Here is a 16,736-nt window from a genome sequence, read left to right on the forward strand (position 1 = left end):
AACAGGTTAGTCCATTTGGTTATTTATTATTTCCATCCCTTCTTTAATTGTTATTATCCACGCCGTTAACCTTATCTTCAGTTTGGATTTATTCGCTTAAAGTCCGCTTGGCTACTGGAACATAACGACGCATGACAACACAGGCCCCACCTTCAAATTTGCTTCCCCTTAACCCGGAGCAACTGGCGCGCCTTCAGGCTGCCACCTCTGATTTTTCTCCCACTCAGCTTGCCTGGGTCTCCGGTTATTTCTGGGGAATGCTCAACCAGCAGCCTGGCGCGGTGGCTGGCGCACCGGCAACGGCCGTTGAAATTCCTGCCATTACGCTGATTAGCGCCTCGCAGACGGGCAACGCCCGCCGCGTGGCCGAAGCGCTGCGTGATGATCTGCTGGCCGCCAAACTGAACGTGAACCTGGTCAACGCCGGGGATTATAAATTCAAACAAATCGCGTCAGAAAAACTGCTGGTGATGGTCGCCTCGACCCAGGGGGAAGGTGAACCCGCTGAAGAAGCGGTGGCGCTGCACAAGTTCCTGTTCTCAAAAAAAGCCCCTAAGCTGAATGGCACGGCGTTTGCCGTATTTGGCCTGGGCGATACCTCCTATGAATTCTTCTGCCAGTCCGGTAAAGACTTCGACAGCAAGCTGGCGGAGCTGGGCGCGGAGCGCCTGCTAGACCGCGTGGACGCGGATGTGGAATACCAGACTGCCGCCGCTGAATGGCGTGCGCGCATCGTTGAGGTGTTGAAAGCCCGCGTCCCGAAAGAGACGCCAGCGCAGGCCGCGGTGACCGCTGCGGGCACCGTCAATGAGATCCACACCAGCCCGTACACCAAAGAGTCGCCGCTGACGGCGAGCCTGTCGGTGAACCAGAAAATTACGGGCCGCGACTCGGAAAAAGACGTGCGCCATATTGAAATCGATCTTGGCGACTCCGGCCTGCGCTATCAGCCTGGCGATGCGCTGGGCGTCTGGTATCAGAACGATCCGGCGCTGGTGAAAGAGCTGGTGGAACTGCTGTGGCTGAAGGGTGACGAGCCCGTCACCGTTGACGGCAAAACCCAGCCACTTTCAGAGGCGCTGCAGTGGCATTTCGAGCTGACGGTGAACACCCCGAATATCGTCGAGAATTATGCCACCCTAACGCGCAGCGAATCCCTGCTGCCGCTGGTGGGCGACAAAGCGAAGCTGCAGCATTACGCCGCGACGACGCCGATTGTCGATATGGTGCGTTTCTCGCCGGCACAGCTGGATGCCGATGCGCTGATCGGTCTGCTGCGTCCGCTGACCCCACGCCTGTACTCTATAGCCTCTTCCCAGGCGGAAGTGGAAAGCGAAGTTCACGTTACCGTCGGCGTGGTGCGCTACGACATCGAAGGCCGCGCCCGCGCGGGTGGGGCATCAAGCTTCCTGGCGGACCGCGTGGAAGAAGAGGGCGAGGTGCGCGTCTTTATCGAGCACAACGACAACTTCCGCCTGCCGGCGAACCCGGAGACGCCGGTGATCATGATTGGCCCGGGCACCGGCATCGCGCCGTTCCGCGCCTTTATGCAGCAGCGTGCCGCGGACGACGCGCCGGGTAAAAACTGGCTGTTCTTCGGCAACCCGCACTTTACCGAAGATTTCCTCTACCAGGTTGAGTGGCAGCGCTACGTCAAAGAGGGCGTACTGACCCGCATCGATCTGGCCTGGTCCCGCGATCAGAAAGAAAAAGTATACGTACAAGACAAACTGCGCGAACAGGGCGCAGAGCTGTGGCGCTGGATCAATGACGGTGCCCACATTTATGTCTGCGGCGACGCCAATCGCATGGCGAAAGACGTTGAGCAGGCACTGCTGGAAGTGATTGCCGAATTCGGCGGTATGGATGCCGAAGCGGCGGATGAATTTTTAAGTGAGCTGCGCGTTGAGCGCCGTTATCAGCGAGATGTCTACTAATGAGCGAAAAACATCCAGGGCCACTGGTGGTCGAAGGTAAACTGACAGACGCCGAGCGCATGAAGCTGGAAAGCAACTATCTGCGCGGCACCATTGCTGAAGATCTGAATGACGGCCTGACCGGCGGTTTCAACGGCGACAACTTCCTGCTGATCCGTTTCCACGGCATGTATCAGCAGGACGACCGTGATATCCGCGCCGAGCGCGCAGAACAGAAGCTGGAGCCGCGCCACGCGATGCTGCTGCGCTGCCGCCTGCCGGGTGGAGTGATCACCACCAAACAGTGGCAGGCGATCGACAAATTTGCGGGTGAAAACACGATTTATGGCAGCATCCGCCTGACCAACCGTCAGACCTTCCAGTTCCACGGGATTCTGAAGAAGAACGTCAAGCCGGTGCACCAGATGCTGCACTCCGTGGGTCTGGACGCGCTGGCGACCGCCAACGACATGAACCGTAACGTGCTCTGCACCTCGAACCCGTACGAGTCCGAGCTGCACGCCGAAGCGTATGAGTGGGCGAAGAAAATTTCCGAGCACCTGCTGCCGCGTACCCGCGCCTATGCGGAGATCTGGCTCGATCAGGAAAAAGTCGCCACCACCGACGAAGAACCGATCCTCGGTCAGACCTACCTGCCGCGTAAGTTCAAAACCACGGTGGTGATCCCGCCGCAGAACGACATCGATCTGCACGCCAACGACATGAACTTCGTGGCGATTGCCGAAAACGGCAAGCTGATTGGCTTTAACCTGCTGGTGGGCGGCGGCCTGTCTATTGAGCACGGTAACAAGAAAACCTACGCCCGCACCGCGAGCGAGTTCGGCTTCCTGCCGCTGGAGCACACGCTGGCCGTGGCGGAAGCGGTAGTGACCACCCAGCGCGACTGGGGCAACCGTACCGACCGTAAAAACGCGAAAACCAAGTACACTCTGGAGCGCGTGGGCGTTGAAACGTTCAAAGAGGAAGTGGAGCGTCGTGCGGGGATCAAATTTGAGCCGATCCGCCCTTACGAATTCACCGGTCGCGGCGATCGCATCGGCTGGGTGAAAGGCATCGACAATAACTGGCACCTGACGCTGTTCATTGAAAATGGCCGTATTCTGGATTATCCGGGCCGCCCGCTGAAAACCGGTCTGCTGGAAATCGCGAAGATCCACAAAGGCGAGTTCCGTATCACTGCTAACCAGAACCTGATCGTCGCCAGCGTGCCGGAAAGCGAAAAGGCGAAAATTGAGGAACTGGCGCGCGAGCACGGGTTGATGAATGCGGTGAAGCCACAGCGTGAAAACTCGATGGCCTGCGTGTCGTTCCCGACCTGTCCGCTGGCGATGGCCGAAGCCGAGCGTTTCCTGCCGTCATTTACTGACAAAGTGGAAGCGATTCTGGAAAAACACGGTATTCCGGACGAGCATATTGTTATGCGCGTGACGGGCTGCCCGAACGGCTGCGGTCGTGCGATGCTGGCCGAGCTGGGGCTGGTGGGGAAAGCGCCGGGCCGTTATAACCTGCACCTGGGCGGTAACCGTATCGGCACGCGTATTCCACGCATGTTCCGCGAGAACATCACCGAGCCGGAAATTCTTGATTCCATCGACGAGCTTGTCGGGCGCTGGGCGAAAGAGCGCGAAGCGGGTGAAGGCTTCGGCGACTTTACGGTGCGTGCGGGCATCATTCGCCCGGTGCTCGATCCCGCCAGGGATTTCTGGGAGTAACCACGAGAGGTAATTATGTCCGTACTCGATCTAAACGCCCTTAATGACCTGCCAAAAGTCGAACGCATTCTGGCCCTGGCAGAAACTAACGCTCACCTTGAAAAGCTGGACGCCGAAGGGCGCGTGGCGTGGGCGCTGGAAAACCTGCCGGGAGAGTATGTGCTCTCGTCGAGCTTTGGTATTCAGGCGGCTGTGAGCCTGCATCTGGTGAATCAGATCCGTCCGGACATACCGGTGATCCTCACCGATACCGGCTACCTGTTCCCGGAAACCTACCAGTTTATCGACGAGCTGACGGACAAGTTCAGGCTGAACCTTAAAGTCTACCGCGCAACGGAAAGCGCGGCCTGGCAGGAGGCGCGCTACGGCAAGCTGTGGGAGCAGGGCGTTGAGGGCATTGAGAAATACAATGAGATCAACAAAGTTGAGCCGATGAACCGGGCGCTGAAAGAGCTGAACGCCCAAACGTGGTTTGCCGGCCTGCGCCGCGAGCAGTCCGGGAGCCGCGCAACCTTACCGGTACTGGCGGTACAGCGCGGCGTGTTCAAAGTGCTGCCGATTATCGACTGGGATAACCGCACGGTGTATCAGTACCTGCAAAAACACGGGCTCAAGTACCATCCGCTGTGGGACCAGGGCTACCTGTCCGTGGGCGACACCCACACCACGCGCAAATGGGAGCCGGGAATGGCGGAAGAAGAGACGCGATTCTTTGGGCTGAAGCGCGAGTGCGGGCTGCACGAAGGGTAATGTTTTTTCGCCCGGTGGCGCTGCGCTTACCGGGCTTAACGACATCAGGCTTTGCCCGCTTTCGCCAGCTCCTTCACCAGCGGCAGCATCACTTTCACCACGTCCCGGCTGCGGTTCTCAATCCGCTGCGGCAGCGTTTTATCAATGTGCTGCTGATTATCCAGCCGCACGTCATGCCAGCTGGTCCCGTCCGGGAACGCTTTCGATTTAGCGCGCTGCTGATAGCCATCCTTTTTGCCCAGCGCCCAGTTCGTCGCCTCGACGTACAGCACCGGAATGCCTGCCTTATCAAATATTTCCCCGTCGTTACAACAGCCAGTGCCTTTTGGGTAATCCGGGTTACCGCCTGGGTTTGTTGCAGCATAGACGCCATGCGTACGGGCAAGCGCCAGCGCACGGTCGCGGGTGAGTTTACGCACGCTGCTCGGCGTGCTCTGTCCACTATTAAAATAGAGCTTATCGCCCACGATCAGGTTATCGAGGTTAATCACCAGCAGCGTATTTTTCTTCTCCTCAGCGCTCATCCGTTTAAGGAGATTCTCAGCGCCGAGTTTTCCTTCTTCTTCGCCGCTGGTCGCCACAAAGCGAATACCGTATTTCGTCGGAATATTTTTAAGGCGTTCAGCCAGTTCAAGCATCACGCCGAGACCCGCTGCGTTATCGTCCATGCCCTGCAGCGTCAGTCCCCCGAGGTTATTATCAATATCGGCGTCGCTCATTGGCGCATAGGTATCCAGGTGCGCCATGATAATAATCTGCTCAGCCGCTTTCCCCTCATGCGCCGCAATCACCGTGCTGCCGGTCACGTTATGCCAGTTTTGCGTTTTATTGCGTGAGGTATAGATGTAGCGGCTGTGAAACGAGCGTATGTCACTCTGGTAGCCCATCTGTGCAAACTGCTGGCGAATATAGTCGGCGGAGAGCATCTCCGCGGGTGAACCGGTCATGCGGCCAGGGAAAACCGTCGCAATATGTCGCGCCTGCATAGTGGCGATTTCACCATAAGGTTGATTTTTTGCCTGAGCCGGAAGGATAAAGCAAACGCCGAGCGCCAGGGCAGCAATACGGTGGCGCGTTGCGGAAAACATAGTGAGTCCTTAAAAACAGAGCAAAATAATAACGTGCATAGTATGAAACTGTGATCGTCCATACACAATTTGAATTGCTCTTAAATGCCCGAAATTTCGCGTGTTAAGCATTTTTTGGTATTTGCTTTTTCACGGCGTTATTCCATTGAGTAACTACTCATTCCAATTCGTAATTTCATTCGATCTAAGCCGCCCCCTATAGTCCCTCTATTCCTCGTTGTTAGTGAGTTGTTGCCTGTGGACTATCTGCCCCTTTTTGCCGCCTTAAAAGACCGACCGGTACTGGTTGTCGGCACGGGAGAAATTGCCGATCGCAAAATCGCGTTTTTGCAGCGCGCAGGGGCACAGGTGCGGGTTGTTGAAGAGGCGGATTTCGACGAGTCACAGATCGACAGCGTGGTGCTTGTGATTGCGGCGACTGAAAATCGGGAACTTAACCGGCGGGTCTCCGACGCGGCCCAGGCCCGTTACCGTCTGGTGAACGTGGTGGACGACCAGCCTTTATGCTCGTTTATCTTCCCGTCGATCGTTGACCGCTCACCGCTGCTGGTGGCGATCTCCTCCGGCGGCACCGCGCCAGTGCTGGCGCGCGTGCTGCGGGAAAAGATCGAAGCGCTGCTGCCGACCAGCCTCGGGCGCATGGCGGAGAAAGCCAGCTACTGGCGCAACCATTTAAAAAACCGCCTGACCAGCGTGACGGAACGCCGTCGCTTCTGGGAGCGCGTATTTCGCGGCCGCTTTGCCAGCCTGATGCAGGCGGGCAATGAGACGGCGGCGCAGAAAATTCTCGAAGACGAACTGGATAACCCCGGCAGTACGGGCGGGGAAATTATTCTGGTGGGAGCCGGGCCGGGGGATGCCGGTTTGCTGACGCTGCGCGGCCTGCAGGTGCTGCAGGATGCGGACGTGGTGTTCTACGACCACCTGGTCACCGATGGCGTGCGCGAGCTGATCCGTCGCGATGCGGAGCAAATCTGCGTCGGCAAACGGGCGGGGGAACACTCCGTGCCGCAGCACGATACCAACCAGATGCTGATTGACGCCGCGAAAGCGGGCAAAACCGTGGTCCGCCTGAAAGGGGGCGACCCGTTCATTTTCGGTCGTGGCGGTGAAGAACTGCAGGCGGCAGCCGAGGCGGGCGTACCGTTCCAGGTGGTGCCCGGCATCACGGCGGCCTCTGCGGTGACGGCCTACGCCGGCATTCCGCTGACCCATCGCGATTACGCCCAGAGCGTCACCTTTGTGACCGGGCACTACAAGGCCGACAGCACGCCGTTCGACTGGTCGCACCTCGCCCAGAGCCGACAAACGCTGGCGATATACATGGGCACGATGAAGGCCGCGGACATCAGCGAACAGCTTATTCAGCACGGTCGCGAGGCGACGACGCCCGTTGCCGTCATTTCTCGCGGTACGCGCGTCGATCAGCATGTCGCTATCGGCACATTACAAGACCTTGCAACCCTGGCGAAAGACGCCCCGATGCCTGCCCTGATCGTGGTGGGAGAGGTGGTGCAGCTGCACAGCACCCTCGCCTGGTTCCAACACACAACCGATACAGAAGGCTTTGGTTCTTCTGTTGTAAATTTGGCTTAAGGAACGGTTATGGACCAAAAACGACTTACTCACCTGCGGCAGCTCGAAGCGGAAAGTATCCATATTATCCGCGAAGTGGCCGCCGAGTTCTCTAACCCGGTGATGATGTACTCCATCGGTAAAGATTCCAGCGTCATGCTGCACCTGGCGCGTAAAGCGTTTTATCCGGGCACGCTGCCGTTCCCGCTGCTGCACGTGGATACCGGCTGGAAATTCCGCGAAATGTACGAATTCCGCGACCGTACCGCCAAAGCCTACGGCTGCGAGCTGCTGGTGCACAAAAATCCGGAAGGGGTGGCGATGGGTATTAACCCGTTCGTCCACGGCAGCGCCAAGCATACCGACATCATGAAAACCGAAGGGCTGAAGCAGGCGCTGAATAAGTACGGTTTTGACGCGGCCTTCGGCGGCGCGCGGCGTGACGAAGAAAAATCCCGCGCCAAAGAGCGAATCTACTCCTTCCGCGACCGCTTCCATCGCTGGGATCCGAAAAACCAGCGCCCGGAGCTGTGGCACAACTACAACGGCCAGATCAACAAGGGCGAAAGCATTCGCGTCTTCCCGCTCTCTAACTGGACCGAACTGGATATCTGGCAGTACATCTATCTGGAAAACATCGAGATTGTTCCGCTGTACCTGGCCGCCGAGCGCCCGGTGCTGGAGCGCGACGGCATGCTGATGATGATTGACGACGATCGTATCGACCTGCAGCCGGGTGAAGTGATCAAAAAACAGATGGTCCGTTTCCGTACCCTCGGCTGCTGGCCGCTGACCGGCGCGGTGGAATCGAACGCGCAGACGCTGCCGGAGATCATCGAAGAGATGCTGGTGTCCACCACCAGCGAGCGACAGGGGCGCGTGATTGACCGCGACCAGGCAGGCTCCATGGAGCTGAAGAAACGTCAGGGTTATTTCTAAGGAGCCGCCATGAACACCACTATTGCTCAACAAATTGCCAACGAAGGCGGCGTGGAAGCGTATCTGCACGCCCAACAACATAAAAGCCTGCTGCGCTTTCTGACCTGCGGCAGCGTGGATGACGGGAAAAGTACCCTGATTGGCCGCCTGCTGCACGACACGCGCCAGATTTATGAAGATCAGCTCTCTTCCCTGCATAACGACAGCAAGCGTCACGGCACCCAGGGCGAAAAACTTGACCTGGCGCTGCTGGTGGACGGCCTGCAGGCGGAGCGCGAGCAGGGCATCACTATTGACGTGGCCTATCGCTATTTCTCCACCGAGAAGCGCAAGTTTATTATCGCCGACACCCCGGGGCACGAGCAGTACACCCGCAATATGGCGACCGGCGCATCCACCTGCGATCTGGCGATCCTGCTGATGGACGCCCGTAAAGGCGTGCTGGATCAAACCCGTCGCCACAGCTTTATCTCCACTTTGCTGGGGATCAAGCACCTGGTGGTGGCGGTCAACAAGATGGATCTGGTGAACTTCAGCGAAGAAAAATTCGAGGAGATCCGCCAGAGCTACCTGACCTTTGCCGAACAGCTGCCGGGCAACCTGGATATTCGCTTTGTGCCGCTCTCGGCGCTGGAAGGGGATAACGTCGCCTCCCAGAGCGCGAACATGCCGTGGTACAGCGGCCCGACGCTGCTGGAAGTGCTGGAGACCGTTGAAATTCATCGCGTGGTCGACACTCAGCCAATGCGCTTCCCGGTGCAGTACGTGAACCGTCCAAACCTCGATTTCCGCGGCTTCTCCGGCACTATTGCTTCCGGTTCCGTGAAGGTGGGGCAGCGCGTGAAGGTACTGCCATCCGGCGTGGAGTCAGCAATCGCTCGCATCGTGACGTTCGACGGCGACCTGCAGGAAGCCGGGGCAGGGGAAGCGGTCACGCTGGTGCTGAAAGACGAAATTGATATCAGCCGCGGTGACCTGCTGGTCGACGCGCAGGAGACGCTGGCGGCGGTGCATGGCGCGTCCGTGGACGTAGTGTGGATGGCCGAACAGCCGCTGACCGCAGGCCAGAGCTACGACATCAAAATTGCGGGCAAGAAAACCCGCGCCCGCGTGGACGGCATTCAGTTCCAGGTGGACATCAACAACCTGACCCACCGTGACGTGAGCGAGCTGCCGCTGAACGGTATTGGCCTGGTGGATCTGACCTTCGACGAGCCGCTGGTGCTGGATCCGTATCAGCAGAACCCGGTGACGGGCGGGCTGATCTTTATTGACCGCCTGACCAACGTTACCGTCGGTGCTGGCATGGTGCGCGAGCCTAACGCGCAGGCGAGCGTGACCTCTGAGTTCAGCGCCTTCGAGCTGGAGCTGAACGCGCTGGTGCGTAAGCACTTCCCGCACTGGGGCGCCCGCGATCTGCTGGGAGGCAAGTAATGGCCGCCCATGATGAGAACGTCGTCTGGCATCCTCATCCGGTCACCGTCGCCCAGCGCGAACAGCTTCACGGCCACCGTGGGGTGGTGCTGTGGTTTACCGGGCTGTCTGGCTCCGGTAAATCCACGGTGGCGGGCGCACTGGAAGAGGCGCTGCATCAGCAGGGAGTAAGTACCTACCTGCTGGATGGCGACAACGTGCGTCACGGCCTGTGCAGCGATTTGGGGTTCAGCGACGACGACCGCAAAGAGAACATTCGCCGGGTAGGTGAAGTCGCCAGCCTGATGGCAGACGCCGGGCTGGTGGTGCTGACGGCGTTTATCTCGCCACACCGCGCAGAGCGCCAGATGGTGCGCGAGCGCGTGGGTCAGGATCGCTTTATCGAAGTGTTTGTCGATACGCCGCTGGAGATCTGCGAAGCGCGCGATCCGAAAGGGCTGTACAAAAAAGCGCGTGCCGGCGAGCTGCGAAACTTCACCGGAATTGACTCGGTTTACGAAGCGCCTGAATCGCCTGAGATTCACCTGGAAGGTCAACAATTGGTAACAAATTTAGTAAGCCAATTATTAGACCTGCTCAGACGGGACGATATTATCAGATCCTGAGGCGGTATCGTTCGGGAGCTGTCTTCCCGAACGATGAGTCACGGTCACAGGATTAGCTATGCGCAACAGTGAAAACTACATTATCACCACCGGGTCGGAACCGTTAACCACCGACAATGAGACGACCTGGTCCTTCCCTGGGGCGATAGTCGGCTTTGCGTCGTGGTTACTGGCGCTGGGTATCCCGTTTTTGATCTACGGTGGTAACACCCTTTTCTTCTTTCTCTACACCTGGCCCTTCTTCCTGGCGCTGATGCCCGTTGCGGTCGTTGTCGGGGTTGCGCTGCACTCCCTTTTCAACGGCAAGCTCCTGTACAGTACGGTTATCACGATTGCCACCGTTGTCGTCATCTTTGGCCTGCTGTTTTTATGGCTGATGGGCTAACTTGCGACATAATTAAAACCCCGCAGTAGAGTCGAACGGAAAGTTATGGGATGATGATGCCGTTTTTTCAGGGGGCAGGATGGGTAAACTAACGCTGCTGTTGCTGGCTTTGCTGGTCTGGCTGCAATATTCGTTGTGGTTCGGTAAGAACGGGCTGCACGACTACAGCCGGGTGAGCGATGACGTCGCGGCTCAGCAGGCAACAAATGCCAAACTTAAGGCGCGTAACGATCAACTTTTTGCTGAAATTGATGACCTCAATGGCGGCCAGGAGGCGATTGAGGAGCGCGCACGCAATGAACTCAGTATGACTAAGCCGGGCGAAACCTTTTATCGTCTGGTTCCGGATGCGTCTAAACGCAATCAGGGCTCAGCACAAAACAATCGATAATCAGGCCCAGGATTACGACATGGCAGCAACTTTTTCGGACGTATGTGCCGTGGTGCCGGCCGCAGGTTTTGGCCGGCGCATGCAGACAGAATGTCCCAAGCAGTACCTCTCAATTGGCGATAAAACGATCCTTGAGCACGCCGTGGCGGCGCTGCTGGCGCACCCGCGGGTGACGCACGTGGTCATCGCCATCAGTCCCGGCGATGCCCGCTTTGCGCAGCTGCCGCTGGCAAACCACCCACAGATTACCGTAGTTGATGGCGGCGCCGAGCGCGCCGATTCCGTGCTGGCGGGCATTCAGGCTGCCGGAAGCGCCAAGTGGGTGCTGGTCCATGACGCGGCACGTCCGTGCCTGCATCAGGACGACCTGGCACGCCTGCTGGCGCTGAGCGAAACCAGTAAAGTGGGCGGCATTCTGGCCGCGCCGGTGCGCGACACCATGAAGCGTGCCGAGCCGGGCAAGCGAGCCATCGCCCATACCGTTGAGCGCGTCGACTTATGGCACGCGCTGACGCCGCAATTTTTCCCCCGCGAACTGCTCCACGACTGCTTAACGCGTGCACTTAATGAAGGCGCGACCATCACGGACGAAGCCTCCGCGCTGGAGTATTGCGGTTTTCACCCCACGCTTGTTGAAGGGCGCGCTGATAATATAAAAGTGACGCGCCCGGAAGATTTACAGCTCGCGGAATTTTATCTTACCCGTTCGACCCATCAGGAGAAGGCATAATGCGAATTGGACACGGTTTTGATGTACACGCCTTTGGCGGAGAAGGCCCAATTATCATTGGCGGCGTACGTATTCCTTACGAAAAAGGGCTGCTGGCGCATTCTGATGGCGACGTGGCGCTGCATGCGCTGACCGACGCGCTGCTCGGCGCTGCCGCGCTGGGTGATATCGGCAAGCTGTTCCCGGACACCGACCCGGCCTTTAAAGGGGCGGACAGCCGCGAATTGCTGCGCGAAGCGTGGCGCCGCATTCAGGCGAAAGGTTACACCCTCGGCAACGTCGACGTGACGATTATTGCCCAGGCCCCGAAAATGCTGCCGCACATTCCGCAGATGCGCGTATTTATCGCTGAAGATCTGGGCTGCCATATGGACGACGTCAACGTCAAAGCCACCACCACGGAGAAGCTGGGCTTTACCGGTCGTGGCGAAGGGATTGCCTGTGAAGCCGTGGCGCTGCTGGTGAAGGCGGCAAAATGACGGACTTCGATAACCTGACATACCTGCACGGCAAGCCGCAGGGGAACGGGGTGCTGAAAGCCAGCCCGGAAGATTTCCTCGTGGTGGAGGATCTGGGCTTTGAGCCCGATGGCGAAGGCGAACATATCCTGGTGCGTATTCTGAAAAACGGCTGCAACACCCGCTTTGTGGCCGACGCGCTGGCAAAATTCCTCAAAATTCACGCCCGGGAAGTGAGCTTTGCCGGGCAGAAAGATAAACACGCCGTCACCGAGCAGTGGCTCTGCGCCCGCGTACCCGGCAATGCGATGCCTGATTTAAGCAAATTTGAGCTTGAAGGCTGTAAGGTGCTGGAGTACGCCCGCCACAAGCGCAAGCTGCGCCTGGGGGCGTTGAAAGGCAACGCGTTTACGCTGGTGCTGCGCGAAGTGACTAACCGTGAAGACGTTGAAAAGCGCCTGAATGCCATCAATGAACGCGGCGTTCCGAACTACTTTGGCGCGCAGCGCTTTGGCATTGGCGGCAGCAACCTACAGGGCGCGCTGCGCTGGGCGCAAAGCGATGCGCCGGTGCGCGACAGGAATAAACGCAGTTTTTGGTTGTCGGCGGCCCGCAGCGCGTTGTTTAATCAGATTGTGAGCGAAAGGCTGAAAAAACCGGACGCGAATCAAGTTGTTGTTGGCGATGCGCTACAATTAGCGGGACGCGGAAGCTGGTTTGTGGCAACGGCCGAAGAAATGGCCGATGTGCAGTCGCGCGTGGATGCCAAAGCGCTGATGATTACCGCAGCTTTGCCGGGCTCAGGCGACTGGGGCACCCAGGGCGACGCGTTGAGCGCTGAGCAGTCCGCCGTGGCGGATGCGCCGGAATTACAATCCTTGCTGGTGCGGGAAAAAGTCGAAGCAGCGCGCCGCGCGATGCTGCTCTATCCGCAGCAGTTAAGCTGGAACTGGTGGGATGACGTGACCGTCGAGTTACGCTTCTGGCTGCCGGCAGGTAGCTTTGCCACCAGTGTTGTCAGGGAACTAATCAACACCTCGGGTGATTATGCGAATATTGCTGAGTAACGATGACGGGATCCACGCGCCGGGCATTCAGACCCTGGCGAAGCACCTCCGTGAATTTGCGGATGTGCAGGTTGTGGCCCCCGATCGTAACCGCAGTGGAGCGTCTAACTCACTGACGCTGGAGTCGTCGCTTCGCACCTTTACCTTTGAAAATGGCGATATTGCCGTGCAGATGGGCACGCCGACGGACTGCGTGTTTCTGGGCGTGAACGCGCTGATGCGCCCGCGTCCGGATATCGTCGTCTCCGGCATTAACGCCGGGCCGAACCTCGGCGATGACGTGATTTACTCCGGAACGGTAGCGGCGGCAATGGAAGGGCGCCATCTGGGGTTCCCGGCGCTGGCGGTCTCGTTAAACGGGCACACGCACTACGATACCGCCGCCGCGGTGACCTGCTCGATCCTGCGGGCGCTCGGCCGCGAGCCGCTGCGTACCGGGCGCATTCTCAACATCAACGTGCCGGATCTTCCTCTCAATGAAATTAAGGGTATTCGCGTTACGCGCTGCGGAAGCCGGCATCCGGCCGATCAGGTGATCCCGCAGCAGGATCCTCGCGGCAACACGCTTTACTGGATCGGGCCTCCTGGCGATAAGTGCGATGCGGGTCCGGACACCGACTTTGCCGCCGTGGATGAAGGCTATGTCTCGGTCACTCCGCTGCACGTAGATTTAACCGCGTATAGCGCGCATGATGTGGTGTCGGGCTGGCTGGATCGCGCAGGAGTGAACGCGCAATGGTAAGCAAACGTGTACAAACTCTTCTGGAACAACTTCGCGCACAGGGGATCCGCGACGAGCACGTGCTTGAAGCGCTCGCTCAGGTCCCGCGTGAGAAATTTGTAGACGAGGCGTTTGAACACAAAGCGTGGGAAAACGTAGCGCTGCCCATCGGGCAAGGCCAGACGATTTCGCAGCCTTATATGGTGGCGCGGATGACGGAGCTGCTGGAGCTCACGCCCGACTCACGCGTGCTGGAGATTGGCACCGGGTCGGGGTATCAGACCGCCATCCTGGCGCATCTGGTACACCATGTCTGTTCCGTAGAGCGGATCAAAGGTTTGCAATGGCAGGCGCGTCGTCGCCTGAAACAACTTGATTTACATAATGTTTCGACACGACACGGTGATGGATGGCAGGGTTGGCAGGCTCGCGCCCCGTTTGACGCTATCATCGTGACGGCGGCTCCGCCTGAAATTCCCGCTGCGCTCTTGTCGCAGCTGGATGAGGGGGGCATTCTTGTTCTGCCCGTCGGGGACGAGCAGCAGCTATTAAAGCGCGTTCGTCGGCGCGGCGGCGAGTATATTATCGACACCGTGGAAGCCGTGCGCTTTGTGCCTCTGGTAAAGGGGGAGTTGGCCTGAGACTCGGATTTATCCAGGGTTATTAAGGCAAATTCAGCGTATGGTGTGGCGCGAAAGATTCGTGTCATCACGGTAAATTTTAAGTCACTGGTAGTTAACACATTCCTGGGGGATAAATGAGCGCGGGAAGCCCTAAATTCACCATCAGCCGTGTTGCGGCATTATCACTGGTTTCGCTCTGGCTGGCAGGCTGTACAAGTTCCAACAACGCGCCTGCGCCCGTCAGTTCCGTCGGGGGAAACAGCGGCTCCGGTAACACGTCCAGCGGAATGTTGATCACGCCTCCGCCTAAAATGGGTACTGCTGCGCCGCAGCAAACACCACAAATTCAGCCTGTGCAACATCCTGTTACACAGCCAACGCAGATTCAGCCAGTTGAACAGCCTGTTCAGACCCAAAATGGCCGCATAGTCTATAACCGCCAGTATGGGAACATTCCGAAAGGCAGCTATACCGGCGGCAGCACCTATACCGTGAAGCGTGGCGATACGCTGTTCTACATTGCCTGGATCACCGGGAACGATTTCCGTGACCTCGCGCAGCGCAATAACGTCCAGGCCCCGTATGCTCTGGAAGTTGGCCAAACGCTCCAGGTGGGCAACGCAACGGGTACGCCACTGACGCCTGGCAATACGGTTTCAGCGGCCGATGTGACGGCTCAAAATAACAGCGTCAAGCCTGCACAAAAATCCACCACGGTGGTTGCTTCACAACCTGTAATTACGTATTCTGAGGATTCAGGTGATCAGACTGCTAACAAAATGTTGCCGAATAATAAAGGGACTGCGACTGTTGTCACAGCACCGACCACGGCACCTGTGGTTAGCTCTACTGAACCGACTGCAAGCAGTCAGAATGCCAGTTCGTCCATCACCGCATGGCGCTGGCCGACCGACGGCAAGATTATCGAGAACTTCGCAACCTCTGAGGGTGGGAACAAAGGGATCGATATCGCAGGCAGTAAAGGACAGGCTATCATCGCGACCGCAGACGGACGCGTTGTGTATGCCGGTAACGCGCTGCGCGGTTACGGTAATCTGATTATCATCAAACATAACGATGATTACCTGAGTGCCTACGCCCATAACGACACAATGCTGGTCCGGGAACAACAAGAAGTTAAGGCGGGGCAAAAAATCGCTACCATGGGTAGCACCGGAACCAGTTCTACACGCTTGCATTTTGAAATTCGTTACAAGGGGAAATCCGTAAACCCGCTGCAGTACTTGCCGCAGCGATAAATTGACGGGGCATGCCAGCCAGGGTGTCTCGTTCAGGGATCACGGGTAGGAGCCACCTTATGAGTCAGAATACGCTGAAAGTTCATGATTTAAATGAAGACGCGGAATTTGATGAGAACGGAGCAGAGGCTTTTGACGAAAAAGCCTTAGTAGAAGAGGAACCCAGTGATAACGATTTGGCTGAAGAAGAGCTGTTATCGCAGGGCGCCACACAGCGTGTACTGGACGCGACTCAGCTTTACCTTGGGGAGATTGGTTACTCCCCACTGCTAACGGCCGAAGAAGAAGTCTATTTCGCACGTCGTGCTTTGCGTGGTGATGTTGCCTCGCGTCGTCGCATGATCGAAAGTAACCTGCGACTGGTCGTGAAAATTGCCCGCCGTTACGGCAATCGTGGTCTGGCTCTGCTGGATCTGATTGAAGAGGGCAACTTAGGTCTCATCCGCGCAGTTGAGAAGTTTGACCCGGAACGCGGGTTCCGTTTCTCAACCTACGCGACCTGGTGGATTCGTCAGACCATCGAACGGGCTATTATGAACCAGACCCGTACGATCCGACTGCCGATCCACATCGTCAAAGAGTTGAACGTCTATCTGCGTACCGCGCGCGAGTTGTCCCATAAACTGGACCACGAGCCAAGCGCAGAAGAAATTGCCGAACAACTCGACAAACCGGTTGATGACGTAAGCCGTATGCTGCGTCTCAACGAGCGCATTACCTCGGTTGACACCCCGCTGGGAGGTGACTCCGAAAAAGCGCTGCTGGACATCCTGGCCGATGAAAAAGACAACGGCCCGGAAGACACCACGCAGGACGATGACATGAAGCAGAGCATCGTCAAATGGCTGTTCGAACTGAACGCCAAACAGCGTGAAGTGCTGGCACGTCGTTTCGGTTTACTGGGGTATGAAGCTGCGACACTGGAAGACGTCGGCCGCGAAATTGGCCTGACCCGTGAACGTGTTCGTCAGATTCAGGTAGAAGGTCTGCGCCGCCTGCGTGAAATCCTGCAGGGGCAAGGTCTGAATATCGAAGCGCTGTTCCGCGAATAAGCATCCTTTC

General features: G+C 57.8%; 17 protein-coding genes. 16 read left to right on the forward strand and 1 reads right to left on the reverse strand.

The annotated features are described in order from the left end of the window. The first annotated feature begins 131 nt into the window (after positions 1 to 131). The 3 genes from cysJ to cysH are packed head-to-tail and all read left to right on the forward strand — an operon-like array spanning position 132 to position 4,399. Positions 132 to 1,937 carry an NADPH-dependent assimilatory sulfite reductase flavoprotein subunit gene (gene cysJ / locus IM265_RS09405; protein ID WP_041908421.1) on the forward strand — a complete coding sequence of 602 codons (1,806 nt, stop codon included), beginning with the start codon at positions 132 to 134 and terminating at the stop codon, positions 1,935 to 1,937. Further along, positions 1,937 to 3,649, forward strand: a complete 1,713-nt coding sequence (gene cysI / locus IM265_RS09410; protein WP_063437541.1) for an assimilatory sulfite reductase (NADPH) hemoprotein subunit — start codon at positions 1,937 to 1,939, stop codon at positions 3,647 to 3,649. The genes cysJ and cysI overlap by 1 nt, the downstream gene beginning before the upstream one ends. A gap of 15 nt (positions 3,650 to 3,664) precedes the next feature. Continuing rightward, positions 3,665 to 4,399, forward strand: a complete 735-nt coding sequence (cysH, locus tag IM265_RS09415; RefSeq protein ID WP_193031080.1) for a phosphoadenosine phosphosulfate reductase — start codon at positions 3,665 to 3,667, stop codon at positions 4,397 to 4,399. Between the two features lie 44 nt (positions 4,400 to 4,443). Here cysH and IM265_RS09420 read toward each other — a convergent pair whose 3' ends face one another. Next, a complete protein-coding gene (locus IM265_RS09420) occupies positions 4,444 to 5,487 on the reverse strand; it encodes an aminopeptidase (RefSeq protein ID WP_193031082.1) in 1,044 nt (347 codons plus the stop codon). A 246-nt stretch (positions 5,488 to 5,733) separates the two neighbouring features. On the opposite strand from IM265_RS09420, the gene cysG reads away from it, so the two are divergent. The 13 genes from cysG to rpoS all read left to right on the forward strand — a co-directional run bounded on the left by cysG (position 5,734) and on the right by rpoS (position 16,726). After that, complete coding sequence (cysG, locus tag IM265_RS09425) at positions 5,734 to 7,083, forward strand: siroheme synthase CysG (RefSeq protein ID WP_162196524.1); 1,350 nt, start codon at positions 5,734 to 5,736, stop codon at positions 7,081 to 7,083. Positions 7,084 to 7,092: 9 nt separating this feature from the next. Continuing rightward, positions 7,093 to 8,001: a sulfate adenylyltransferase subunit CysD gene (gene cysD, locus IM265_RS09430; RefSeq protein ID WP_008499613.1), complete on the forward strand. Its 909-nt coding sequence runs from the start codon at positions 7,093 to 7,095 to the stop codon at positions 7,999 to 8,001. A gap of 9 nt (positions 8,002 to 8,010) precedes the next feature. Further along, complete coding sequence (cysN, locus tag IM265_RS09435; protein WP_193031084.1) at positions 8,011 to 9,435, forward strand: sulfate adenylyltransferase subunit CysN; 1,425 nt, start codon at positions 8,011 to 8,013, stop codon at positions 9,433 to 9,435. Further along, positions 9,435 to 10,040 (forward strand): adenylyl-sulfate kinase, encoded by a 606-nt coding sequence (cysC, locus tag IM265_RS09440; RefSeq protein ID WP_028014242.1) that lies wholly within the window; start codon positions 9,435 to 9,437, stop codon positions 10,038 to 10,040. The genes cysN and cysC overlap by 1 nt, the downstream gene beginning before the upstream one ends. A gap of 58 nt (positions 10,041 to 10,098) precedes the next feature. After that, positions 10,099 to 10,425, forward strand: a complete 327-nt coding sequence (locus tag IM265_RS09445) for a DUF3561 family protein (RefSeq protein WP_028014241.1) — start codon at positions 10,099 to 10,101, stop codon at positions 10,423 to 10,425. A 79-nt stretch (positions 10,426 to 10,504) separates the two neighbouring features. Next, positions 10,505 to 10,816, forward strand: a complete 312-nt coding sequence (ftsB, locus tag IM265_RS09450; protein WP_003862095.1) for a cell division protein FtsB — start codon at positions 10,505 to 10,507, stop codon at positions 10,814 to 10,816. A gap of 19 nt (positions 10,817 to 10,835) precedes the next feature. After that, positions 10,836 to 11,546 (forward strand): 2-C-methyl-D-erythritol 4-phosphate cytidylyltransferase, encoded by a 711-nt coding sequence (ispD, locus tag IM265_RS09455; RefSeq protein ID WP_193031087.1) that lies wholly within the window; start codon positions 10,836 to 10,838, stop codon positions 11,544 to 11,546. Next, positions 11,546 to 12,025, forward strand: a complete 480-nt coding sequence (gene ispF / locus IM265_RS09460) for a 2-C-methyl-D-erythritol 2,4-cyclodiphosphate synthase (RefSeq protein WP_006811766.1) — start codon at positions 11,546 to 11,548, stop codon at positions 12,023 to 12,025. The genes ispD and ispF overlap by 1 nt, the downstream gene beginning before the upstream one ends. Further along, entirely contained in the window at positions 12,022 to 13,071 is a 1,050-nt protein-coding gene (truD, locus tag IM265_RS09465) for a tRNA pseudouridine(13) synthase TruD (RefSeq protein ID WP_045261236.1), read from the forward strand. The genes ispF and truD overlap by 4 nt, the downstream gene beginning before the upstream one ends. Continuing rightward, positions 13,052 to 13,813, forward strand: a complete 762-nt coding sequence (gene surE, locus IM265_RS09470; RefSeq protein ID WP_028014238.1) for a 5'/3'-nucleotidase SurE — start codon at positions 13,052 to 13,054, stop codon at positions 13,811 to 13,813. The genes truD and surE overlap by 20 nt, the downstream gene beginning before the upstream one ends. Further along, a complete protein-coding gene (locus IM265_RS09475; RefSeq protein ID WP_028014237.1) occupies positions 13,807 to 14,433 on the forward strand; it encodes a protein-L-isoaspartate(D-aspartate) O-methyltransferase in 627 nt (208 codons plus the stop codon). Before surE ends, IM265_RS09475 begins: the two co-directional genes overlap by 7 nt. A 116-nt stretch (positions 14,434 to 14,549) precedes the next feature. Continuing rightward, positions 14,550 to 15,674 carry a murein hydrolase activator NlpD gene (gene nlpD, locus IM265_RS09480; protein ID WP_041908436.1) on the forward strand — a complete coding sequence of 375 codons (1,125 nt, stop codon included), beginning with the start codon at positions 14,550 to 14,552 and terminating at the stop codon, positions 15,672 to 15,674. A gap of 59 nt (positions 15,675 to 15,733) precedes the next feature. Further along, positions 15,734 to 16,726 carry an RNA polymerase sigma factor RpoS gene (gene rpoS / locus IM265_RS09485; RefSeq protein ID WP_013098493.1) on the forward strand — a complete coding sequence of 331 codons (993 nt, stop codon included), beginning with the start codon at positions 15,734 to 15,736 and terminating at the stop codon, positions 16,724 to 16,726. Positions 16,727 to 16,736 lie beyond the last annotated feature (10 nt).

The sequence above is a fragment of the Enterobacter cloacae complex sp. P17RS genome, assembly GCF_014895885.1.
Classification (GTDB): domain Bacteria; phylum Pseudomonadota; class Gammaproteobacteria; order Enterobacterales; family Enterobacteriaceae; genus Enterobacter; species Enterobacter bugandensis.